The sequence below is a fragment of the Leifsonia sp. Root112D2 genome (assembly GCF_001424905.1).
Taxonomy (GTDB): domain Bacteria; phylum Actinomycetota; class Actinomycetes; order Actinomycetales; family Microbacteriaceae; genus Root112D2.
The window spans coordinates 1,684,194-1,707,004 of record NZ_LMCU01000001.1; the positions used below are offsets into that span (position 1 = coordinate 1,684,194).

The window sequence follows — 22,811 nt, forward strand, 5'->3', positions numbered from 1 at the left end:
GAGGCAGGAGGCAGGCGGGGCCTTAACGATAACAACCGAAGCTGACTCTTAGAATGGCTGTCGTGAACGAACGAGAGGCCCGCTCGAACGGCGAAGCGATGGATGCCGTGACGGAGTCCTCGAGCACCGACACTCTCACGCGTTTTCGCCTCGACATCGCCTACGACGGCGGCGGCTTCAACGGCTGGGCCGTTCAACCGCAGCAGCGCACGGTGCAGGGGGAGATCGAGAACGCCCTCGGCATGGTCTTTCGTCGCGACCCACCGACGCCGCGGCTCGTCGTGGCCGGTCGCACCGATGCTGGCGTGCACGCGGCGGGACAGGTGGCGCACCTGGACCTGACACCCGCCCAGCTGAAGACGCTGCGCCGTCGACGCTCGGTGCCGGCCGAGGAGCGGGAGGACGGTGCGATGCTCGCGCGGCGCATCAACGGCATCCAGGGCGCCCACCCCGACCTTGTTGTCACGAAGGCCGCGCTCGCGCCTGCAGGCTTCGACGCGCGGTTCTCCGCCCTCTGGCGTCGCTATCAGTACCGGGTCGCCGACTCCGTCTCGCGCAGGGATCCACTGCAGCGGCACCGCACCACGTGGCATCCGGCTCACCTCGATGTTGACGCGATGGATGCCGCAGCAGTAAGCCTCGTGGGTCTGCACGACTTCGCGTCGTACTGCAAGCCGCGCGAGGGCGCCACCACTATTCGCACTCTGCAGGAGTTCCGCTGGAGTCGCGACGAGCACGGCGTGCTCATCGCACGACTGCAGGCGGATGCCTTCTGTCACAGCATGGTGCGCGCGCTTGTCGGCGCCTGTGTGGCCGTCGGCGAGGGCAAACTGGCCGTCGGCGACGTCGTGCTGTTGCGTGATCTCGGCGACAAGACGGCAGATGCGTTCAAGGTCATGCAGGCGCGCGGGCTCACCCTCATGGAGGTCGGGTATCCGGATGCCGCCGAACTCGCGGTGCGGGCGCAGCAGACGCGGGCGCGGCGATCGGCGGATGCGGAGCCTGCCCTGCGTTTGACGCCGTAGCACCGCGTCACGTAACATAGACCCTTGGTGCCTGCGCTTTTGCGGCGCGACACTACGAAGTTGAGCCCTCCACCTGCGGCGTTCCGGTGTTTTTCGACAGACATGGAACTCCCAACGGAGTGGGATTCACGAACCTCCAACTCCGATACGAGAAAGCAGCCACTACTGTGACGCGCACATACACCCCGAAGGCCAACGAGATCCAGCGCGACTGGATCATCATCGACGCGGCAGACGTCGTGCTCGGCCGCCTGGCCAGCCAGACCGCCATTCTGCTTCGCGGAAAGCACAAGGCCACGTTCGCCAACCACATCGACACGGGTGACTTCGTCATCATCGTGAACGCCGACAAGGTCGCTCTGACCGGCTCAAAGGCCGAGCAGAAGAAGGCGTACCGCCACTCCGGTTACCCGGGCGGCCTCAGCTCCATGACCTACAGCGAGCTTCTCGCCAAGAACCCGGTTCGCGCCGTCGAGAAGGCCGTGCGCGGCATGCTGCCGAAGAACTCGATCGGTCGCGCTCAGCTCACCAAGCTCAAGGTCTACGCCGGCCCCGAGCACCCCCACTCGGCGCAGCAGCCGAAGCCGTTCGCCTTCGACCAGGTCGCGCAGTAAGCGTCGGCGCTTCGAAACCCTAGAGACTCTAAGAAAAGGATTCACCATCGTGGCGAAGATCGCAGACAGCATTGACGCGGCCGTGTCGGCCGAAACCCCCGAGAACTTCACGACCGAGACGCCGGCCGAGCCCGCCGTCAAGGCTCCCCGTGCCGTTCTCAACGTTCCCGGTGCAGCCGTGGGCCGTCGCAAGCAGGCTATTGCCCGCGTGCGCCTGGTTCCCGGTGCAGGCACCATCAAGGTGAACGGCCGCGAGTTCGCGGACTACTTTCCGAATAAGCTGCACCAGCAGCTGATCAACGACCCGTTCAAGGTTCTCGAGCTTCTCGGCAGCTACGATGTGATCGCCCGCATCACCGGCGGTGGCCCCTCGGGCCAGGCCGGCGCGCTGCGTCTCGGCATCGCCCGTGCGCTCAACGAGATCGACGAAGAGAACAACCGCGCGACGCTCAAGAAGAACGGCTTCCTGAGCCGTGACGCTCGCGTCAAGGAGCGCAAGAAGGCCGGTCTCAAGAAGGCCCGCAAGGCTCCTCAGTTCTCGAAGCGCTAATTCGGCATCCCGGGGTTTCGCCTCTATGCCTCGTCTTTTTGGTACGGATGGTGTTCGCGGACTCGCGAATGCCGAGTTGACGGCCGACCTCGCACTCGGCCTTGCGCAAGCCGCCGCAACGGTTTTGACGCAGGGTCGCAGTGCCGAGGCGCGCCGTGCCGCAGGACGTCGCCCCGTCGCGGTACTCGCACGCGATCCGCGCATCTCCGGTGAGTTCATCGCTGCCGCGGTGGCAGCGGGGCTGGCCAGCTCGGGCATTGACGTGCTCGACGCCGGTGTCATCCCCACCCCGGCCGCTGCGTACCTGATCGCGGACATCGACGCCGACTTCGGTGTCATGGTGTCGGCCTCGCACAACCCGGCACCCGACAACGGCATCAAGATTTTCGCGCGCGGTGGCACCAAGCTGCCGGATGTCGTCGAGGACCGTATCGAGGAACATCTGCAGCGCGAGAAGCTGGCCCCCACGGGAGCCGGCGTGGGGCGCATCCGCCGTTTCGCCGATGCCGAAGACCGCTACGCCGTGCACCTGATAGCAAGCCTGCCGCATCGACTCGACGGCCTGCACGTCGTGCTCGATTGTGCCAACGGCGCGGCCGCCGGCGTCTCGCCCGAGGTGTTCAGACTTGCCGGCGCGAAGCTCACGGTGATCGGCAACGACCCCGACGGCCTCAACATCAACGACGGGGTCGGCTCGACGCATCTCGACAAGCTGGCCGCCGCCGTCGTTGAAGCGGGGGCCGATGTCGGCATCGCGCACGACGGCGACGCCGACCGGTGCCTCGCTGTCGACCGGGACGGCAACATCGTCGACGGCGACCAGATCATGGCGATCATCGCCATCGGCATGGCCGAGCGCGGCGTGCTGAAAGACAACACCCTCGTCACCACGGTGATGAGCAATCTCGGGCTGAGCATCGCCATGGAGGCCCACGGCATCCGAACGGTGCAGACCAAGGTCGGCGACCGTTACGTGCTCGAGGAGATGAACGAGCACGAGTTTTCCCTCGGTGGTGAGCAGAGCGGTCACGTCATCATGCGCGACTTCGCGACCACGGGCGACGGCATACTCACCGGTATTCACCTCGTCAGCGAGATGGCCCGCACCGGCAAGACCCTGGCGGAACTCGCGTCGGTCATGACGGTCTTCCCGCAGACGCTCGTGAACGTGCGCGGGGTCGACCACCACGCTCTGCACGACGACGCCGTGGTGGCGTCGGCCGTGGCGGATGCCGAGCGTGAGCTCGGCGCATCCGGTCGCGTTCTGCTGCGCCCCTCTGGCACGGAGCCGATGGTGCGCGTGATGGTGGAGGCGGCCGATCAGCTCGCGTGCGATCGCATCGCGCACGCCCTCGCCGACGTCGTGCGCGACCGCCTCAGCCTCTAGCGGCTGCTGCCCTCAGAGCTTGCGGAGGAGCACCGAGCTCACCGTGTGCTCGGCGCCTTTGCGCAGCACGAGCTTGGCGCGGGAGCGTGTAGGGCGGATGTTCTGCAGCAGGTTCGGCTCGTTGATGCTCGACCAGATCTCGCTCGCCCGCGCGCGGGCCTCTTCTTCGGTGAGGCTCGCGTAGCGGTGAAAGTATGACTTCGGGTTGGCGAAGGCGCCGCGCTGCAGCTTGAGGAAGCGCTCCTCGTACCAGCGCGCGATGTCGCGGGTGCGGGCATCCACGTAGATGCTGAAGTCGAAGAGATCACTCACCGCCAGGCGGTTACCGCCCCCGCCGGCCGGCTGCAGCACGTTGAGGCCCTCGACGATGAGCACATCCGGTTGCCGCACCACCACCTGGGCGCCGTCGACGATGTCGTAGCTCAGGTGCGAGTAGAACGGCGCGCGCACCTCGGGAACCCCGGATTTGATGGCGGTGACGAAGCGCAGTAGTGCCCGGCGATCGTATGACTCGGGAAAGCCCTTGCGTTCCATGAGGCCGCGGCGGGTGAGCTCGGCATTCGGCAGCAGGAATCCGTCGGTCGTCACGAGCTCGACGCGGGGAGTGTTCTCCCACCGTGAGAGCAGTTCGCGCAGCAGACGCGCGATAGTCGACTTGCCGACCGCGACCGATCCGGCGACGCCGATGACGAACGGCGTGCCCTTCGCCCTCTCGCCGAGAAAGTCGCTCGTCACCCGGTGCAGGGCCTTGGTTCCACTCACGTGCAGGTTGAGCAAACGGCTCAACGGCAGATAGACCTCGGCAACCTCGGACATCTCCAGCGGATCGCCGAGCCCGCGCAACTGAACGAGCTCGGTCTCCGTCAGCGGCAGGCTGGCATTCTGAGCCAGTTCCGACCACTCGGCACGGTCGATCTCCACAAAAGGAGACGTCTGGCCCGATCCATTGCCGTTGCCGCCGCCCGCGCCCGTGTCAGCCATAGGCTGCTTATTCTATGGGAGTCGACGCGTGCGAGACGCCTGCGGTCGTCGGTACGGCTCCATGCCGTCTAAAATCAAGTCCATGTGTGGAATCGTGGGATACGTCGGTCGTGAGCGCAGTCTCGAAGTTCTGCTCGGGGGGTTGAAGCGGCTCGAGTACCGGGGCTATGACTCCGCGGGCGTCGCCATCATCGCCGACGACGGGCAGCTGCACACGGCCAAGCGCGCCGGAAGGCTGTCGGTGCTCACCGACGAACTGCAGCGGCACCCGATCAGCAACGGACGCACCGGCATCGGGCACACCCGCTGGGCCACCCACGGTGGGCCCACCGACCACAACGCGCACCCGCACCTGGGCGATGACGGCAAGCTTGCCCTGATTCACAACGGCATCATCGAGAACTTCTCCGCTCTCAAAGAGGAACTGCTCGCCGAGGGTTACACCTTCACGAGCGAGACCGACTCCGAGGCCGCGGCCGTTCTGCTCGGCCGGGAGTATGCGGCAACGGGTGACCTCGTCGAGGCGTTCCGCCGGGTGGTCACGCGTCTCGAGGGCGCGTTCACGCTGCTCGCCCTGCACCAGGACCAGCCGGATGTCGTGGTCGGCGCCCGACGCAACTCGCCGCTCGTCATCGGCCTCGGTGACGGCGAGAACTTCCTCGGCTCGGATGTCGCGGCGTTCGTCGAGTACACCAAGCGCGCCGTGGCCATCGGCCAGGACCAGATCGTGACCATCACGCCGGATGCCGTCACCGTCACCGATTTCGACGGCAACGTCGTCGAGGTGGACGAATTCGAGATCGCGTGGGACGCATCCGCTTCGGAAAAGGGCGGCTGGTCCAGCTTCATGGCCAAGGAGATCAGCGAAGAGCCGGATGCCGTGGCCAACACCATTCTCGGCCGCGTCGTCGACGGCAAGGTGGTCATTCCCGAGCTCGACGAGCTCGGCGACGAGGTACTCACCGACATCAACCGCATCGTCATCATCGCCTGTGGCACCGCCGCGTACGCCGGCATGGTGGGCAGCTACGCGATAGAGCAGTGGGCGCGCGTGCCCGTGCAGGTGGAGCTGAGCCACGAGTTCCGTTACCGCGACCCGGTGCTCACGCCGCAGACGCTCGTGATCTCGATCAGCCAGTCGGGCGAGACCATGGACACGCTCATGGCCGTCAAATATGCGCGCGAGGCCGGCGCCCGCGCGATCTCCGTGTGCAACACCCAGGGCGCGACGATTCCGCGCGAATCGGATGCCGCCGTCTACACACACGCCGGCCCCGAGGTCGCCGTCGCCTCCACGAAGGCGTTCGTGGCGCAGATCACCGCGCTCTACCTGTTCGGCCTGCACCTGGCCCGTGTGCGCGGTGCACTCGACGAGGCGCAGCTTGCGGCGAACGTGGCCGAGCTCACGGCGATTCCCGAGAAGCTCGCGCGCGTGCTGGAGTCGTCGGAGAGCATCGCTCAGTTGGCCCGGTGGATGTCTGACACCCGTGCCGTGCTGTTCCTCGGCCGCCATGTGGGCTACCCCATAGCGCTCGAGGGCGCGCTCAAGCTCAAGGAGCTCGCATACATCCACGCGGAGGGCTTCGCCGCCGGTGAGCTCAAGCACGGGCCGATCGCACTGATCGAGGCCGGTCAGCCGGTCTTCGTGGTGGTGCCGAGCCCGATCGGATCGCCCGAACTGCACAAGAAGGTCGTCTCCAACATTCAGGAGATCCGTGCGCGCGGTGCCCGGGTGATAGCCATCGCCGAGCAGGGTGACGCCGCAGTGCTGCCTTTTGCCGACGAGGTCGTTCCGATTCCGCTGGCCGGGCCGTTGTTCGAGCCGCTGCTCGGCGTGATCCCGCTGCAGATCTTCGCCATGGAGCTGGCCGCGGCCAAGGGCCTCGACGTCGACCAGCCGCGCAACCTTGCCAAGTCGGTCACGGTCGAATAGGCAGGTCGAATAGGCGCGGTCGAGTAGGCACGCTTGAGTAAGCACAGTCGAGTAGGCGGGGAATGACGTGATCAAGGGCATCGGCGTCGACATCGTCGATCTGGCACGCTTCAACCGCGCCATCACCCGCACTCCGGCCCTACTGGCTCGCCTGTTCACTGAGAGCGAACGCGGTCTGCCAATGCACTCGCTGGCGGCGCGATTCGCGGCCAAAGAGGCCTTCATCAAAGCGCTCGGTGGCTCAGATGGCGTCAGCTGGCAGAACGTCGAGGTCGTCGCATCCGCCGCCGGCGACCCGGGCTTCGCCCTGCACGGGGTGCTCGCCGAGAGCGTTGCCGCGCGCGGCATCGCCTCGCTGCACCTCTCGATGACCCACGACGCCGGTGTGGCCTGCGCCTTCGTGGTGGCCGAGGGCGGCGCGTCGTGAGCGAGCAGGCGAACGGGGCGCGCGCAGGCGAAGCGCGCGCTGACGGGGCGCCGCAGCGGCCCGCCGTCGGGTTCCGCGAGGCCGTCATCGACCTCGGGGCGCTCGCCCGCAACGTCGCACGGCTGCGCGCGACCGTCGGAACACCCCATGTGATGGCCGTGGTCAAGGCGAACGGATACGGTCACGGTGCCGTTGAGAGCGCCCGAGCGGCGCTTGCCGGCGGCGCGGACTGGCTCGGGGTGGCCGACGTTGCTGAGGGGCTCGCGTTGCGTGATGCAGGCATTCGCGCTCCCGTGCTTGCCTGGCTGCACGAGCCCGAGACCGACTTCGCGCCGGCCGTCGCGGCCGGCATCGACATCGGCATCTCTTCCGTCGAACAACTCGACGCGGTGGCGGATGCCGTGGTGCGCGTGAGCGAGGCGACTCCGGATGCCGGTGGGCCGGCATCCGTGCAGCTCAAGCTCGAGACGGGGCTGAGTCGCAATGGCTTGTCGCAGCCCGAGTGGCCGGCAGTCTTCGCCCGGGCACGCGAGTTGGAGCAGGCGGGCACGATTGCGGTGCGCGGCCTCTTCAGCCACCTCTCCAACGCCTCGCCCGATGACGACGCGCAGGCGATCGAGTTGTTCGACGGCGGCGTCGAGGCGGCCCGTGCAGCAGGCCTCGCACCTGAACTGCTGCACATCGCGGCATCGGCGGCGGCACTGCGCATTCCGCGGGCGCGATACAACCTGGTGCGTCTCGGCATCACGATCTACGGCCTCTCGCCCTTCGGCGACCAGTCTTCGGCCGAACTCGGGCTCACGCCCGTGATGACGCTGCGTGGGCGGGTCGCCGCGGTACGCCGCGCCGCAGCCGGGGCGGGGGTCTCCTACGACTACACATACCGCACCACGCGCGCAACGACGCTCGTGCTCGTGCCGCTCGGTTACGCCGAGGGGGTGCCGCGCGCGGCCTCGAACGGCGCCGCCGTGTCGATCGGCGGGCGCCGTTTCGCCATCTGCGGCCGGGTCGCGATGGACCAGTTCGTCGTCGACGTGGGCGATCTGCCGGTCGCCGTGGGCGACGAGGTGGTGCTCTTCGGCGACCCCGAGACCGGCGTGCCGAGCGCCGACGACTGGGCACGCGAGGTCGGCTCCATCAACTACGAGATAGTGACGCGCATCGGTTCCCGCGTGCGGCGCACCTTTCTGCAGCCGTGAGTGCGCAGCCAGCCGAGGTACGGCGCATCGACACCCCGGAGCAGATGGAGCAGTTCGGCCACGAGTTGGCCGCGAGGCTATGCCCCGGTGACCTCGTCGTGCTCACCGGCGCGCTCGGCGCGGGAAAGACCACGCTGACGCGCGGACTCGGCGACGGGCTGGGCGTGCGGGGGCCGGTGACGAGCCCGACCTTCGTGCTGGCGCGCACGCATCCGAGTCTCACGGGCGGCGCACCGCTCGTGCATGTCGATGCCTACCGGCTCGGCAGTGCCATGGAACTCGACGATCTCGACATCGACTTCGCCCGCTCGATCACGGTGGTCGAATGGGGTGCGGGCATGCTCGACGGCGTCGCCGAATCCTGGCTGGAGGTCGTGATCGAGAGGCCGACGGGCGCATCCGGTGGCGCGGGCGGCCTCACACGCGGCAGCGGCGCGACTGGCAGCACGACGGATGCCGATGCCGATGCCGATGCCGATGCCGTGCTCGCCCTCGACGCCCCCGAGCCACGCACCGTCACCATCACGGGCCACGGAGGGCGCTGGCGCGCCTGAGCGTCGAGCGTCGAGCTCTGAGCGCTCTGCGCATAACTCATGCAGTTTGCCGCAGCCTGCCAGCGCTTCCGCGTGATTCCGGGAGTGGACCGCGCGCATCCGGCGTTCTGCATGAGTTATGCGCAGGTGGGCGCCGGGAGTCGGCCGCCCCCTTGAGACTGGCCGCAGCCGTGACGCCGCGCGGCGCTTAGGCTGGAGGGGTGCTGCTCGCCATCGATACCTCCGCCGGATCGAGCGTCGCCGTCGTCGATCGGGACGGGGGCGTACTGGCTGAGCGCTCGGTTGAAGACACGATGCGCCACGCCGAGGTCGTCGGGCGCTTGATTCACGAGTGCCTGGAGGAATCCGGTGTGGCCGTCCGCGAGCTCTCCGGTGTGGCCGTCGGCATGGGGCCGGGCCCGTTCACCGGACTGCGGGTCGGCATCGCGGCGGCCCGCACCTTCGCGTTCGGCGCGGCAAAGCCCGTGGTGCCGGTGGTCAGCCACGACGCGATTGCCTTCGAGCGCTACCGCGCCGGCGCGAGTGGAGGGATGCTCGTGGTCACCGACGCGCGCCGCCGCGAGCTGTACTGGTCGGCCTATGTGGGCGTCGACGAGTTCGGACTGCCGCTGCGGGAGGACGGGCCCGGGCTGTGCAAGCCCGACGCGGTGCCGCATCCGCAGTTGAACCGCGTGGATGCCGCCGTCGTCTCCGCCGGCGCGCTGGGCATGCTCGCTGAATTCCTGTTCCTGCACAAGCGCGCCTTCGCCGGCGACGAGCCGCTCTATCTGCGCTCCCCGGATGTGACGCTCTCCGCAGGCCGCAAGCGGGTCAGCCGATGAGCGGCCACAGCTGGCAGATGCGCCGGGCGACCGAGGCCGATCTCGAGGCGATCATGCTGCTCGAATCCTCGATCTTCGCGAGCGACGCCTGGTCGAGCGAGACGATGCGCGGCGAGCTGGGGAACCCGCACGCGTACTACCTGGTCGCGTTTGAGCCCGAGAACCCGGATGCCATCGCCGGCTACGCGGGACTGCTCGCGCCCCGGGGCGCCCCCGAGAGCGACATCCAGACGATCGCCGTCGACGAGAACGCCCGGCGCCACGGTCTCGGGCGTGCGCTCATCGGCAGCCTTGTGGGGGAAGCCCGCAGGCGCGGGGCGAAGGAGATCTTCCTGGAGGTGCGTGCCGACAATCCCGGTGCGCAGCGGCTGTATGCGGAGTTCGGATTCGAGGAGCTGGGTGTGCGCCGTGGCTATTACCAGCCCGACAATGTGGATGCGATTGTGATGCGCCTGCTCGTCACAGATCCTGCCACTGCGCTCGCCGTCGGGAGCGAGGTCAGCCCATGAACCGCGACAACCCTCTCGTTCTCGGCATCGAGACCTCCTGCGACGAGACCGGCATCGGCGTCGTGCGCGGCACCCGACTGCTCTCCAACACGATCTCCTCGTCCATGGAGCAGCACGCCCGCTACGGCGGTGTCGTGCCCGAGGTGGCGGCCCGCGCCCACCTCGAGGAGATGGTGCCCGCGTTGCGGGCCGCCGTCGCCGACGCGGGCATCGAACTCGCCGACCTTGACGCGATAGCCGTGACGAGCGGACCCGGTCTCGCGGGCGCGCTCATGGTGGGCGTCGGTGCCGCCAAGGCCCTCGCCCTCGCCCTCGGCAAGCCCATCTACGCCGTCAACCATCTGGTCGGTCACGTCGGTGCCGACCTGCTCGACGCCGACGGAGGGCCCGGCCGCGCGGTCGATCTGCCCACCATCGCGCTGCTTGTCTCGGGCGGGCACACCTCGCTGCTGCACGTGCGCGATCTTGTCGGCGACGTTGATCTGCTCGGCGAGACCATCGACGACGCCGCCGGGGAGGCCTTCGACAAGGTGGCCCGAGTACTCGGGCTGCCGTATCCGGGAGGTCCGCAGATCGACGCGCTCGCGGCATCCGGAGACCCGAAGGCGATTCGTTTTCCGCGCGGGCTCAGCCTGCCCAAGGACATGGCGAAGCACCGCTACGACTTCTCCTTCTCGGGGCTGAAGACCTCGGTGGCGCGCTGGGTGGAGCAGCGACAGGATGCCGGCGAGGCCGTGCCCGTCGAAGACGTCGCGGCGAGCTTTCGCGAGGCCGTCGCCGACGTGCTGCTCACCAAGGCCATCGCCGCCTGCACCGAGCGAGAGGTTCCGCGGCTGCTGCTCGGTGGCGGCGTGGTGGCCAACGCACGCATCCGCGAGCTTGCGGCCGAACGCGCGCAGGCCGCCGGCATCGCCCTGCGCATTCCCGCCCTGTCGCTTTGCACCGACAACGGGGCCATGATCGCGGCCCTCGCCGCGCAGCTGATCATGGCAGGCCACGAGCCGTCCTCGCTCGATTTCGGGGCGGATTCGACGCTGCCCGTCACCGAGATTCAGGTGCCGTAGCGCCAAGCATCCGCTAGTGTCATGGGCATGACGAGCGTGCCCCCCGACCAGCCGACCGAGCCACAGCAACCGCCGCAGCCGCCCGAGCCGCCGCAGCCGCAGGACCCGCCCCAGCCGCAGTATAGCGCGCCCCAGTACGTCGAAACACAGCCGCAGTATGCCGCCCAGGCCCCTGCGCCCGTCGGATACTCCCAGCCCGCGGCGCAGTACCCACAGGCATACCCGCCACAGTATGGCTACGCTGCGGCAGCGCCGCGCACCAATGTACTCGCCATCATCGCCCTCGTGCTCTCACTCATCAGCGTGAGCATCGGGGGAGTCATCACGGGGCACATCGCGCTTTCGCAGATCAAGAAGACGGGCGAGCAGGGTCGCGGGCTCGCCCTCGCCGGCCTGATCATCGGCTACATCGGCAGCGCCGGATGGGTGCTTTTCTGGGTGTTCCTGATCGTTGCCCCGCTCATCTTCGCGGCAACCATGGCCACCACGATGGGGAGCCTCGACTACAGCGGAACCTAGGGCGATGCCTTCAGCCATGGGGAGTTCTCTCCATTGACACCCCTTGTTCAGGGCTGACACTATGGTCTGCGCGTAAGCACTTCAAACATCGAGAGGAGATTGGTCCCCATGACCGATCCGAATATTCCCAACGAGCCGGCTAACCCCGAGCAGCCCGTGGGTGGCCAGGCGCCCGGTGCCCCGGTTCCCCCGGCACCGCCCGCGGCACCCGCCGCACCCGCAGCGGGAACCCCGTATGGCGCACCGCCTGCGGCTCCTCAGGGTGCTCCGTACGCGACCGGTGGCCCCGTGAAGAAGTCGCCGATCCTCAGCATCATCTCGCTCATCGCGGGAATCGTGGGTGTCGTCGGATTCTTCGTCGTGTTCATCCCGATCATCGGCTCGATCCTGGAGCTCTTCATTCCGGCCGCCGCCGTCGTTCTCGGCTTTCTCGGTAAGAAGAAGGAGCCGGCCTCCAAGGGCCTCTGGCTCACCGGTATCGTTCTGGGCTTCGTCGGCCTGGCCATCGCGATCATCTCGCTCATCCTGTGGATCGTGGCACTCGCCTCGCTCTGCAGCGGTGGAGCGTGCAGCACCAGCGGCTACTAAGGATTTCTTCGGGACGAGGCCGGGCGACGCGTGTGTCGCCCGGCCTTTCTCGTCTCGGCTTCGGCTGGGGTCGAGCGACCTCAGCCGAGGCGTTCGACCAGCAGTGCGCTGTGTCGTCCGGCCACGCGGGTCAGAACGACCGTGGCGCTCTTGGGGCCCTTGAGGCCGAGGCGCTTGCGCAGCGTGGCCGGGTCGACATCCACACCACGCTTCTTGATCTCGAGAGTGCCGATGCCGCGGGCCTTCAGCGAGCGAGCGAGTTCCTTCTCGGCAAACGGCAGTTGCTCGAGCACCCGAAAACCGGTGGCGAACGGGGTGCTCACCGGGGCATCCGCGGTGAGCCAGGCGATGCCGTCGCTGAGCATGCGCGCGTCGAGGCTGCGCGCGAGATCGCCGATGAGGCGGGCGCGGATCACGGCGCCGTTCGGCTCATACAGGTACTCGCCGAGCGTGCCGGTTTCGGCGTCGGCGCTGTCGGCGTCGGCCGACATCTCGGCTGCACCGTCGGCATCCAGCACGAGGGCAGAACGACGGATGCCGTCGCGGGCGAGCGCGCCGAACCACAGCCCCAGCTCCACGAGTTGGCCATCGATCGAGACCCATTGCGCCTCGGCGTCGGCGGGGATCAGCTCGCGGTCGATGCCGGGGCCGAGCTTGATGCCGATCGGCAGACGCTCGGCGAGGCCGAATGCGAAGTCGAGCGACGGCGAATAGTCGTCGGGGTCGGTGAGTCGCCTGGTGTCGCTGTGGCCGGAGGTGCGCCGTGCCGGGTCAAGGTAGGCGGCGTCGACATCGCCCAGCTCGGTGGTCTCGGCGGTGCCGTTCTCCACGCTGGCACGAGGAAACGGCGCGAGGTTGTAGCTGGCGATGGCCGCGGTGACTTCGTCGGCATCCACGGCCTTCACGTCGATGTCGAGGGCGGCAAAGGCCATAGCATCGCCGCCGATGCCGCAGCCGAGATCGGCAACGCGGGTGAGCCCCGCCTGCTGGAAGCGTCCGGCGTGCAGGGCGGCGACGCGCAGCCGCGTCGCCTGTTCGAGACCGGCCTCGGTAAACAGCATCCGGCGGGCGAAATCGCCGAATTTAGCCGCAGCCTTGGCGCGGAGTCGGTTCTGCGTGAGCACCGTGGCGACGAGGCCGGGCGAGTGCCCCTGCTTGCGCAGATCGGCGACGACCCGCACGACGTCTGTGGCCGACCGATACGGGGGCAGCGAGTCGAGCAGCCGCAATCCCTCGGGTGACAGCAACTCGACGAATTCGCTGCGTTCCATCTCGCCAACTTACCGCGCGCACGCTGACATTTTCTGGCACTCACGTTGCAAGAGTGCCAGTCAAGGTTCTAAACTCTAATTAGCACCCTCGGTATGAGAGTGCTAACTCCAGTCTTCGTCTAAGAAAGAGGTCAAACGTGTCGGTCTCCATCAAGCCGCTCGAGGATCGCATCGTCATCAAGCAGGTCGAGGCCGAGCAGACCACTGCTTCCGGTCTGGTCATTCCCGACACCGCGAAGGAGAAGCCCCAGGAGGGTGAAGTCATCGCGGTCGGCCCCGGTCGCATCGACGACAACGGTAACCGCGTTCCCCTCGACGTCGCCGTCGGCGACAAGGTGCTCTACTCCAAGTACGGCGGAACCGAGGTCAAGTTCGGCGCCGACGAGTACCTCGTGCTCTCCGCTCGCGACGTTCTCGCGGTGGTCGTTCACTAAGCATTTCGTACCATCACAGAAGACCCGGGTGTTCGCATCCGGGTCTTCTGCATTTGCGCCGCAGGAATAGGTACAGCTTTCTACCGTTAACATGGAATATCCCCCTCGATGGCGTCGGGCGGATAACCTCCATACTCGCGACCTCAAAGGGGTGTAATGGATCAGTCGGATCCCTTCGGCTTCATCGGATTGACCTACGACGACGTGATGCTGCTGCCCGGGCACACCGACGTCATACCCAGCGAGGCGGATACCTCCACCCGACTGACGAAGCGGATCACCGTCGCGTCACCGCTGCTCTCCTCCGCCATGGATACCGTGACCGAGGCGCGCATGGCGATTGCCATGGCGCGTAATGGCGGCATCGGCATCCTGCATCGCAATCTCTCCATCGAGGATCAGGCCGCATTCGTCGACAAGGTCAAGCGCAGCGAATCCGGCATGATCACCAATCCGGTGACCACCACCCCGGATGCGACGGTGGCCGAGGTCGACGCCCTCTGCGGCCAGTTCCGCGTGAGCGGCCTGCCCGTTGTCGAAGCTGACGGCACTCTCGTCGGCATCATCACCAATCGCGACATGCGTTTCGTCTCGGTGAGCGAGAAATCCACGACGCTCGTGCGCGACGTCATGACCCATGCCCCGCTCATCACGGCCGCCGTCGGAATCGATCCGGAGACGGCCGTTTCCATTTTCGCCGAGCACAAGATCGAGAAGCTGCCGCTGGTGGATGCCGATGGCAAGCTCACCGGCCTCATCACCGTCAAGGACTTTGACAAGTCTGAGCAGTACCCGAACGCCACGAAAGACGACGAGGGGCGGCTGCGCGTCGGGGCCGCCATCGGCTTCTTCGGCGACGCCTGGGAGCGAGCGATGGCGCTGGTCGACGCGGGCGTTGACGTTCTCGTCGTCGACACGGCCAACGGTGACAGTGCGGGCGTAATAGACATCATCCGTCGACTCAAGGCCGAACCGCGCGCCGCGCACGTAGACATCATCGGGGGCAACGTCGCTACCCGCGCAGGAGCGCAGGCTCTGATCGACGCGGGCGTTGACGCCGTCAAGGTGGGCGTCGGCCCCGGCTCCATCTGCACGACGCGCGTCGTCGCCGGCGTGGGCGTTCCGCAGGTGACAGCCGTCTACGAGGCGTCGCTGGCCGCGCGCGAGGCCGGAGTTCCGGTGATCGCCGACGGCGGGCTGCAGTACTCGGGTGACATCGCGAAGGCGCTCGTCGCCGGTGCCGACTCGGTGATGCTCGGCTCGCTTTTGGCCGGCTGCGACGAGAGCCCGGGTGACCTGGTCTTCGTCAACGGCAAGCAGTTCAAGAACTATCGCGGCATGGGTTCGCTCGGTGCCCTGCAGACGCGCGGCAAGAAGACCTCATATTCACGCGACAGGTATTTTCAGGCGGATGTTCCCAGCGACGAGCAGCTGATCGCCGAGGGCATCGAGGGCCAGGTTCCCTACCGCGGCCCGCTCTCGGCCGTCTCGTACCAGCTCATCGGTGGGCTGCGCCAGTCGATGTTCTACGTCGGTGCGCGCACGATCTCCGAGCTGAAGGAGCGCGGCAAGTTCGTGCGCATCACGGCTGCCGGGCTCAAGGAGTCGCACCCGCACGACATCCAAATGGTTGTAGAGGCGCCGAACTACCGCCGGTAGGTCTTTCGTGGGTGGTCGGGTTCGGGGGCGGCGTGGGCAGTCTCTGCCCATAGATGCCCGCCGAACCCGGAGACTGCCCACGCCGCCCCCGAACCCTTGAAGTTGGCCCTACCGGCTTCGTTCGCTGTGATGGAGAGAAAAGCTACCCCGCGGCGGCTAGGCGGGTGACGGCCTCGGTGAGAGTGTCGGGGGAGCAGGCAAAGTTCAGGCGGGCGAAGCCGCGGCCCTGGGTGCCGAAGGTCTGGCCGGAGTTCAGCGCAACGCGGGCGCGGGACAGCGCACGCACGCTCGGGTCGTTGCCCCAGTCGAGGCCGCGGCAGTCGAGCCAGGCCAGGTAGCTGGCGCGCGGCGCGCGGTAACGGATGCGTGGCATCCGCTCGTCAAGCAGTGACGCCAGCAGGGCGGCGTTGCTCTCGATAGTCTCGAGCGCCGCATCCAGCCAGGGCTCGCCCTCGGTGAAGGCGGCCGTCGCGGCGATGCGGCCGAACAGGCTGGTGCGAAAGTGCACCTCCTCGGGCAGGGCGGAAAGCAGCCGCGACATGCGCTGGCTCGCGGTGACGAACATGGCGCACTTGAGACCGGCGAGATTCCAGGCCTTGCTCGCGCTCGCCGCGGTGATGCCGTGCTCGCGCGCGGCATCCGAAACGCTGAGGAACGCGGTGAAGTTGGTGGTCGAGTGGGTCAGCGGCGCATGGATCTCATCGGAGATGACCGTGACGTCATAGCGGGTGGCAAGTTCGGCCACTGCCGTCAGCTGCTCGGCGCTGTGTACGAGGCCCACCGGGTTGTGCGGGCTGCACAACAGGTACGCGCGTGCGCCGGCGGCGAAGGCGGCCTCCAGCCCGTCAAGATCGAGTGCCCAGCCCTCGGTCGCTGAGCCCTCAGGCGGGAGCAACGGCACCTCAACGACCCGCCCACCCGCCTCGGCGACGAGATCGGAGAATGGTGCATACACGGGCGGGTTGATGACGACGCCGTCGCCGGAGGCGATCGCGAGCCGCAGCGATTCCACGATGACGACGCTGACATCTGTCGTCGTGGAGACCTGGGCGGGATCGACGCGCCAGTTCCAGCGCCTCTCGGCGAATGCGGCGAAGGCGTCGGGCAGCGTGCTGCCGACCCCCGCATACCCGGTGTCGGAGCGACGGATGGCCGCGGTCAGCGCCTCGGCGATCGGTTCGGCAAGCGCAAAGTCCATCTCGGCGACGAACAGCGGCAGCACATCCGCCGAATACTCGCGCCACTTCTCGCTCGTGCGCGTGCGCAGTTCCTTAAGCGTGGGAACGGTCAGCTTGTGCATCGCTCCAGCATGCCGCACAGCGCCGACGCCGTCGAGTGGATCACCCGACCGGCGGGCCGTCGGTGCTGCCGCCTAGACTGGGCAGGTGAGCATGGAAATCGAGATCGGCCGCGCCAAGCGCGCCCGCCGCGTGTACGCCTTTGACGATGTAGCCGTTGTGCCGAGCCGGCGAACGCGCAACCCCGAGGATGTCTCGGTGTCGTGGTCGATCGACGCGTACCAGTTCGAAATCCCGTTTCTGGCGGCGCCCATGGACTCCGTGGTGAGCCCGCAGACGGCCATCATGATGGGGCAGCTCGGCGGCGTGGGCGTACTCGACCTCGAGGGCCTCTGGACCCGCTACGAAGACCCCGAGCCGCTGCTCGCCGAAATTCAGAGCCTGCCCGCCGAGAAGGCGACGACCCGGATGCAGCAGATCTACTCCGAGCCGATCAAGCCCGAGCTGGTGACCGCGCGCCTCTCCGAGATTCGCGAAGGCGGCGTCACGGTTGCCGGTGCTCTTTCACCGCAGCGCACCCAGGAACTTTACGAGACGGTGGTCGCCGCGGGCGTCGACCTGTTCGTCATCCGAGGCACGACGGTCTCAGCCGAGCACGTCTCCAAGGAGCAGGAGCCGCTCAATCTCAAGAAGTTCATCTATGAGCTCGACGTTCCCGTGATCGTCGGCGGCGCCGCCACCTACACGGCCGCGTTGCACCTCATGCGCACGGGAGCCGCGGGCGTTCTGGTCGGTTTCGGCGGGGGAGCCGCGTCGACCACCCGAGCGACCCTCGGCATCCACGCCCCCATGGCCACCGCTGTGGCGGACGTCGCCGGCGCACGCCGCGACTACATGGACGAGTCGGGCGGGCGCTACGTTCACGTCATCGCCGACGGCGGCCTGGGCACCTCGGGCGACATCGTCAAGGCCATCGCCTGCGGTGCGGATGCCGTCATGCTCGGCACCGCGCTGGCTCGCTCGACGGATGCACCCGGCGGCGGTTGGCACTGGGGAACCGAGGCCTATCACGGCCAGCTGCCCCGCGGAAAGCGGGTTCAGGTGGGCCAGGTCGCCTCGCTCGAGGGCGTGCTGTACGGGCCGGCGTCCGTCCCCGATGGCACCGCCAATCTGGTCGGGGCGCTGCGCCGTTCGATGGCCACGACGGGATACTCCGATTTGAAGGAATTCCAGAGGGTTGAGGTAGTGGTCGCTCCCTACCAGGTGAGCTAGGGTCGAAACAGACGGCCCCGGAGGCTCGCGCGCAGGGGCTCGAGCTTACGGCGGTGCTCGCCTCCCCGCCGCGTGGGAGTGTACTGATGGTCAAGCAGCCTGAACCTGTCTCATACCCGTCGAAGCTCGGTCCGGCCGAACGTACCAAAGCCATCGCCGCGCTGAAGGGCGCGGAGCTCGACATCCTCGTTGTTGGCGGAGGAATCGTGGGCACCGGCAGCGCCGTGGATGCCGTCACTCGCGGCCTCAATGTCGGCCTCGTCGAGGCGCGGGACTTCGCCTCCGGCACGTCGAGCCGGTCCTCGAAACTGGTGCACGGAGGCATCCGGTACCTGGAGCAGCTGGACTTTCGGCTGGTGCGCGAGGCCCTGATCGAGCGCGGACTGCTGCTGCAGCGCATCGCGCCACACCTCGTAAAGCCGGTTCGTTTTCTGTATCCGCTGAAGCGCCACGTGGTCGAGCGGGCCTACATCGGGGCAGGCATGCTGCTGTACGACATTTTCTCCTACACGGGCGGCCGACCACCCGGGGTGCCGCACCACCGCCACCTGTCGAAGCGCCAGGTGCAGCGGCTCATTCCGAGCCTCGCGAACGACGCGTTCATCGGCGGCATCACGTACTACGACGCGCAGGTGGATGACGCCCGTTACGTGGCGAATCTGGCCCGCACGGCGGCACACTACGGTGCACACGTCGCCAACCGTGTGCGCGTCGAAGGCTTTCTCAAGGTGGGGGAGCGCGTCGTCGGGGTCGAGGCCCGCGATCTGCTCACCGATGAGTTGTTCGAGATTCATGCGAAGCAGGTGGTGAACGCCACCGGCGTGTGGACCGACGACACGCAGTCGATGGTGGGCGAGCGCGGCCAGTTCAAGGTGAGGGCTTCGAAGGGCATCCACCTGGTGGTGCCCCGCGATCGCTTCCAGTCGAAGTCGGGGCTGCTGCTGCGCACCGAGAAGAGCGTGCTGTTCGTCATTCCGTGGGGCAGGCACTGGCTCATCGGCACGACGGATACGGACTGGCACCTCGACAAGGCGCACCCCGCGGCGACGGCCGCAGACATCGACTACCTGCTCGAACATGTGAACTCGGTGCTCGGGGTTCCGCTCACGCGCGAGGACGTCGAGGGCGTCTATGCGGGTCTGCGCCCCCTGCTGGCGGGTGAGTCCGATCAGACCTCCAAGCTGTCGCGGGAACACCTCGTGGCGCATTCGGTGCCGGGGCTGGTCGTGATTGCCGGCGGCAAGTGGACCACATATCGCGTGATGGCGAAGGATGCCATTGACGCCGCCGCCGACGCGCTCGACGGCAAGGTCGCGGCCTCGACGACCCAGGACATCGCGCTGGTCGGGGCCGAGGGGTATCAGGCCGCATGGAACAAACGGGGGCGGATCGCGGCGCGCAGCGGGCTGCATCCGGCGCGTGTCGAGCACCTGCTGAACCGCTACGGAACGCTCACGGAAGACCTGCTCGAACTGATTCGCCGCAGGCCCGAACTGGGCGAGCCGCTGCCCGGCGCCGACGACTATCTGGGCGCGGAGGTCGTGTATGCGGCGTCGCACGAGGGCGCCATTCATCTGGACGACGTGCTCGCCCGGCGTACCCGTATCTCGATCGAGGCGTGGGATCGCGGTGTGTCCGCCGCCCCGGTCGCGGCTGCGCTGATGGCGGATGTTCTGGGCTGGGACGCGGACCGGCAAGACCGCGAGGTGGCCTTCTACCTCGAGCGGGTAGCGGCCGAGCGCGCCAGCCAACAGCAGCCCGACGACGAGTCGGCCGAGCGCATCCGCCTGAGCGCCCCCGACATCGCGAACGCGTAGCGCCTGCGCCCGCCGCGGGACCCGGCACAGGACCACCCGCGCCCGCCCGGCGGTGGGTGCGGGCGGGCGGAGCCCGAGGCAGGCCGGGGCAGTGCTCAGATAGGATTAAGGCACTACCTAAAAACCTCAGGAGACACCACCATGGTCGACGTTCGACGGGTCAAGCTTCCCGGGGTCGGAGTGCTGCATACCTTCGTGACGGATGATGGCGGCAAGGTCGGCGTCATAGCCCACCGCTCCGGCCACAGCGACCTCATCACCTTTTCAGACGACGCCGACGGCGCGGATGTCACGAAGGTCTCCCTGAGGCTGAGCGAAGACGAGGCGCACACGCTTGCCGAACTGCTCGGCGGCACCCAGATCACCGAATCGCTGACGGCTCTCGATCAGATTCCCGGGCTCTCCATCGACTGGTTCACGGTGGACTATGACGACCACATCGCCGGGCAGACGCTTGGTCGCCCCGGCGACCGCGGCCTGGTGGGTCTCACCGTCGTCGCCGTTGTGCGCGGGGACTCCGCGAACCCCGCACCCTCGCCCGACTTCAAGGTCTTTCCCGGAGACACCCTGGTCGTCGCCGGTTCCCCTGAGAAGGTCGCCAAGGCTTTCGTCTTCTTCCGCTCCGGTGAGCTGCCCACGGCAACCACCTCCATCACCGCAACCGCAACGACCTCGTCCGACTCCCCGCCCGGGGTCTGAGCATGCACCTCGGCGAAGACCTCATTGTTCTCGGCATCCTGCTGGTCGTCGCGTATGTATTGGGGCGCCTCGGTAAGCTGATCGGCCTTCCCGCCATTCCGATCTACATGCTCGTCGGCGTGCTTGCCAGCCCGCACACGGGGTGGTTCCCGCTCAACTTCGATTCGAACTACATCGAGCTCATCGCCATTTTCGGGCTGATTCTGCTGCTGTTCAGTCTCGGCCTCGAGTTCGATCAAGACGAGTTCTTCGGCAGCGCGGGCAAGCTGCTCATCTCAGGCGGCCTCTACATCGTGCTCAACATCGGTGTCGGCTTCGCCTTCGGCATGATGACGGGCTGGGGTACCCGCGAGGCGCTCGTGATAGCCGGCATGACGGGCACGTCCTCCAGCGCCATCATCACCAAGCTCCTCATCGAGCTGCGGCGCCTGCCCAACCGCGAGACCCCCATGATTCTGGGCGTGACCGTGGTGGGCGACATCTTCATCGCGATCTACCTCGCCATCGTCTCTGTCGTGCTCAGCGGTAAGACCCAGATCTGGCCCATCGTCTTGCAGCTCTCCATCGCCTTCCTGTTCCTCATTGTCATGTTCACCATCGCCCGCTGGGGCGGCAGGGTCGTCTCCCGGCTGGTGCGCACCAAAGATGACGAGCTCTTCACGATTCTCTTCTTCGGTCTCGCCGTTCTGTTCGCCGGTATCGGCGAGCTCATCGGGGTGACGGATGCGATCGGCGCGTTCCTGATCGGCCTCGTGTTGGGAGCAAGCAGGTACCGCAACCGCATCGAGCGGGTTGCCGTGCCGCTGCGCGACGTCTTTGCCGCCTTCTTCTTCCTCAACTTCGGGCTCTCGTTGAACGTCGCGGAGTTTCCCCAGGTGATTCTGGTCGTGGTTCTCGCGGTTCTGATGACGTTCGTGCTCAACATCGTCTCGGGGCTGCTGATAGCCCGGTTGCACGGCTTCGGAGTGGCCGAGGGGGTCAACGCGACGGCCATTCTCATCAACCGCGGTGAGTTCACGCTGATTTTGGCGACGCTCTCGCTCGCTGCCGGCCTCGACTCGCGGCTGGCACCGTTCGCCGGGCTCTACGTGCTGGTCATGGCCGTGCTCGGCCCCTTGTTTGCAGCGAATTCCGAGCGAATAGGTGCTGTACTGGTGCGCGGAAGGCAGGCAAAGGTGCCCACGAACCGCAACCCGATGCTCGATGAGGAGATCGCCCTGGTCGAGGCTGCAACTTCCGGTAAAGACCTGGAGACGGATCTCGGCACCAGGCAGGCCGTCGATCGGGTGATCGAGCAGGCGATGCGGCAGGCCGATCCTGGCAACAGGGCAGACCCGGGCCGCAGGGCTGAGCGAGGCGATCGTGCCGAGCGACCGAGCACAACGAACAGGAACGACGATTAGCGAGACACTGACCCCCGAGACCTCGCTGCTGCGCATGATGGTGCGCCCCCGCTGGATCGGCGCCCTCGTTCTCGCCATGGCGGTCGCGGCCGGTTTCGCCTGGCTCGGCCAGTGGCAACTCGGGCGCGCCATTGACTCCGGCACCGAGGTCGTCTCCCCGACCGAGCACCTGGCCGAGTTGAGCAGCATCGCGAAACCGGGAGGACCCATCCGCGATGCCGTGACGGGCCAGCGTGTCACGGTGAGTGGCACGTTCAACCCGAACGACTATCACCTCATCGAAGACCGACTCAATCGCGGCAGATCCGGTTACTGGGTGGCGGCGCACTTCACCCTGAGCACACCGGATGCCTCCGGCCGGCCCGTCGCCCTCGCCGTCGCCCGCGGGTGGGCGCCCAGCAAGGCCGCGGCAGAGGCCGCCGTCACACGGCTCGAGTCCGAGCCGGCGACCACCGTGACGCTCACCGGTCGCCTCCTGCCGACGGAGGCACCCGTGGTGCCCGACCCGAAGGCCGACCCGCTGACGATGACCATGATGTCGGCCGCGCAGCTCTACAACCTGTGGTCGGATGTCGATGGCACCGACGTGTACGACGCCTACCTCGTCGATCACGAACCCGTGCCCGGTCTGGATGCGATCTACTCGCCGCCGCCCATCCAGCAGGTCACGCTGAACTGGCTGAACATCTTCTACGCCGTGGAATGGGCCGTGTTCGCCGGCTTCGCGCTGTACTTCTGGTATCGCCTCGTGAAGGACGCGAAGGAACGCGAGGATGAGGACCGAGCGGAGACACTCGCATCCGGTGACATCGGCGAGGGTGACATCGGCGAGAACGTAGACTGAAAC

General features: G+C 67.3%; 23 protein-coding genes. 20 read left to right on the forward strand and 3 right to left on the reverse strand.

The features are described from left to right. Positions 1-98: 98 nt before the first annotated feature. The 4 genes from truA to glmM all read left to right on the forward strand — a co-directional run bounded on the left by truA (position 99) and on the right by glmM (position 3,576). On the forward strand, positions 99-1,025 hold the full coding sequence (gene truA, locus ASC63_RS07795) for a tRNA pseudouridine(38-40) synthase TruA (RefSeq protein WP_055815150.1): 927 nt from the start codon (positions 99-101) through the stop codon (positions 1,023-1,025). Between the two features lie 167 nt (positions 1,026-1,192). Further along, positions 1,193-1,639 (forward strand): 50S ribosomal protein L13, encoded by a 447-nt coding sequence (gene rplM / locus ASC63_RS07800; protein WP_055811589.1) that lies wholly within the window; start codon positions 1,193-1,195, stop codon positions 1,637-1,639. Positions 1,640-1,688: 49 nt separating this feature from the next. Next, positions 1,689-2,189: a 30S ribosomal protein S9 gene (rpsI, locus tag ASC63_RS07805; protein WP_055811592.1), complete on the forward strand. Its 501-nt coding sequence runs from the start codon at positions 1,689-1,691 to the stop codon at positions 2,187-2,189. Between the two features lie 25 nt (positions 2,190-2,214). Continuing rightward, complete coding sequence (gene glmM, locus ASC63_RS07810) at positions 2,215-3,576, forward strand: phosphoglucosamine mutase (RefSeq protein WP_055811594.1); 1,362 nt, start codon at positions 2,215-2,217, stop codon at positions 3,574-3,576. A 12-nt stretch (positions 3,577-3,588) separates the two neighbouring features. Here glmM and coaA read toward each other — a convergent pair whose 3' ends face one another. After that, complete coding sequence (gene coaA, locus ASC63_RS07815) at positions 3,589-4,557, reverse strand: type I pantothenate kinase (protein WP_055811598.1); 969 nt, start codon at positions 4,555-4,557, stop codon at positions 3,589-3,591. Positions 4,558-4,639: 82 nt separating this feature from the next. Between coaA and glmS the strand changes: the two genes are divergently transcribed. The 9 genes from glmS (at position 4,640) to ASC63_RS07860 (ending at position 12,171) form a co-directional block, all read left to right on the forward strand. After that, positions 4,640-6,490 (forward strand): glutamine--fructose-6-phosphate transaminase (isomerizing), encoded by a 1,851-nt coding sequence (gene glmS / locus ASC63_RS07820; RefSeq protein WP_055815153.1) that lies wholly within the window; start codon positions 4,640-4,642, stop codon positions 6,488-6,490. Positions 6,491-6,557: 67 nt separating this feature from the next. After that, on the forward strand, positions 6,558-6,917 hold the full coding sequence (locus tag ASC63_RS07825; RefSeq protein ID WP_055811600.1) for a holo-ACP synthase: 360 nt from the start codon (positions 6,558-6,560) through the stop codon (positions 6,915-6,917). An 86-nt stretch (positions 6,918-7,003) separates the two neighbouring features. Then, positions 7,004-8,116: an alanine racemase gene (alr, locus tag ASC63_RS07830; RefSeq protein WP_055815156.1), complete on the forward strand. Its 1,113-nt coding sequence runs from the start codon at positions 7,004-7,006 to the stop codon at positions 8,114-8,116. Positions 8,117-8,160: 44 nt separating this feature from the next. After that, positions 8,161-8,670, forward strand: a complete 510-nt coding sequence (gene tsaE / locus ASC63_RS07835) for a tRNA (adenosine(37)-N6)-threonylcarbamoyltransferase complex ATPase subunit type 1 TsaE (RefSeq protein WP_055811603.1) — start codon at positions 8,161-8,163, stop codon at positions 8,668-8,670. A 200-nt stretch (positions 8,671-8,870) separates the two neighbouring features. Next, positions 8,871-9,491 carry a tRNA (adenosine(37)-N6)-threonylcarbamoyltransferase complex dimerization subunit type 1 TsaB gene (gene tsaB / locus ASC63_RS07840; protein WP_055811607.1) on the forward strand — a complete coding sequence of 207 codons (621 nt, stop codon included), beginning with the start codon at positions 8,871-8,873 and terminating at the stop codon, positions 9,489-9,491. Beyond that, complete coding sequence (rimI, locus tag ASC63_RS07845) at positions 9,488-10,000, forward strand: ribosomal protein S18-alanine N-acetyltransferase (RefSeq protein ID WP_055811610.1); 513 nt, start codon at positions 9,488-9,490, stop codon at positions 9,998-10,000. Before tsaB ends, rimI begins: the two co-directional genes overlap by 4 nt. Further along, positions 9,997-11,064: a tRNA (adenosine(37)-N6)-threonylcarbamoyltransferase complex transferase subunit TsaD gene (gene tsaD / locus ASC63_RS07850; RefSeq protein ID WP_055811614.1), complete on the forward strand. Its 1,068-nt coding sequence runs from the start codon at positions 9,997-9,999 to the stop codon at positions 11,062-11,064. Before rimI ends, tsaD begins: the two co-directional genes overlap by 4 nt. Before the next feature lie 27 nt (positions 11,065-11,091). Next, the gene (locus ASC63_RS07855) at positions 11,092-11,583 is read left to right on the forward strand and encodes a DUF4190 domain-containing protein (RefSeq protein ID WP_157487627.1); all 492 of its coding nucleotides are present in this window, start codon (positions 11,092-11,094) and stop codon (positions 11,581-11,583) included. A gap of 108 nt (positions 11,584-11,691) precedes the next feature. Continuing rightward, entirely contained in the window at positions 11,692-12,171 is a 480-nt protein-coding gene (locus ASC63_RS07860) for a hypothetical protein (protein ID WP_055811620.1), read from the forward strand. A gap of 80 nt (positions 12,172-12,251) precedes the next feature. Here the strand turns inward: ASC63_RS07860 and ASC63_RS07865 are convergent, their stop codons facing one another. Continuing rightward, positions 12,252-13,442, reverse strand: coding sequence for a class I SAM-dependent methyltransferase (locus ASC63_RS07865; RefSeq protein WP_055811623.1), 1,191 nt, complete (start codon positions 13,440-13,442; stop codon positions 12,252-12,254). A gap of 137 nt (positions 13,443-13,579) precedes the next feature. On the opposite strand from ASC63_RS07865, the gene groES reads away from it, so the two are divergent. Continuing rightward, the gene (gene groES / locus ASC63_RS07870; protein WP_055811625.1) at positions 13,580-13,876 is read left to right on the forward strand and encodes a co-chaperone GroES; all 297 of its coding nucleotides are present in this window, start codon (positions 13,580-13,582) and stop codon (positions 13,874-13,876) included. Between the two features lie 156 nt (positions 13,877-14,032). Further along, the gene (gene guaB, locus ASC63_RS07875; RefSeq protein ID WP_055811627.1) at positions 14,033-15,535 is read left to right on the forward strand and encodes an IMP dehydrogenase; all 1,503 of its coding nucleotides are present in this window, start codon (positions 14,033-14,035) and stop codon (positions 15,533-15,535) included. 142 nt (positions 15,536-15,677) lie between these two features. Here the strand turns inward: guaB and ASC63_RS07880 are convergent, their stop codons facing one another. Continuing rightward, positions 15,678-16,835, reverse strand: coding sequence for a MalY/PatB family protein (locus ASC63_RS07880; RefSeq protein ID WP_157487628.1), 1,158 nt, complete (start codon positions 16,833-16,835; stop codon positions 15,678-15,680). Positions 16,836-16,926: 91 nt separating this feature from the next. Between ASC63_RS07880 and ASC63_RS07885 the strand changes: the two genes are divergently transcribed. The 5 genes from ASC63_RS07885 (at position 16,927) to ASC63_RS07905 (ending at position 22,808) form a co-directional block, all read left to right on the forward strand. Next, the gene (locus ASC63_RS07885) at positions 16,927-18,045 is read left to right on the forward strand and encodes a GuaB3 family IMP dehydrogenase-related protein (RefSeq protein WP_055811629.1); all 1,119 of its coding nucleotides are present in this window, start codon (positions 16,927-16,929) and stop codon (positions 18,043-18,045) included. An 86-nt stretch (positions 18,046-18,131) separates the two neighbouring features. Next, positions 18,132-19,862, forward strand: a complete 1,731-nt coding sequence (locus ASC63_RS07890; protein WP_055811632.1) for a glycerol-3-phosphate dehydrogenase/oxidase — start codon at positions 18,132-18,134, stop codon at positions 19,860-19,862. Positions 19,863-20,003: 141 nt separating this feature from the next. Next, positions 20,004-20,561 carry a cation:proton antiporter regulatory subunit gene (locus ASC63_RS07895; RefSeq protein ID WP_055811634.1) on the forward strand — a complete coding sequence of 186 codons (558 nt, stop codon included), beginning with the start codon at positions 20,004-20,006 and terminating at the stop codon, positions 20,559-20,561. A gap of 2 nt (positions 20,562-20,563) precedes the next feature. After that, a complete protein-coding gene (locus tag ASC63_RS07900; RefSeq protein ID WP_082487389.1) occupies positions 20,564-21,964 on the forward strand; it encodes a cation:proton antiporter in 1,401 nt (466 codons plus the stop codon). After that, positions 21,924-22,808 carry an SURF1 family protein gene (locus ASC63_RS07905; RefSeq protein ID WP_157487629.1) on the forward strand — a complete coding sequence of 295 codons (885 nt, stop codon included), beginning with the start codon at positions 21,924-21,926 and terminating at the stop codon, positions 22,806-22,808. The genes ASC63_RS07900 and ASC63_RS07905 overlap by 41 nt, the downstream gene beginning before the upstream one ends. The last annotated feature ends 3 nt before the right edge of the window (positions 22,809-22,811 follow it).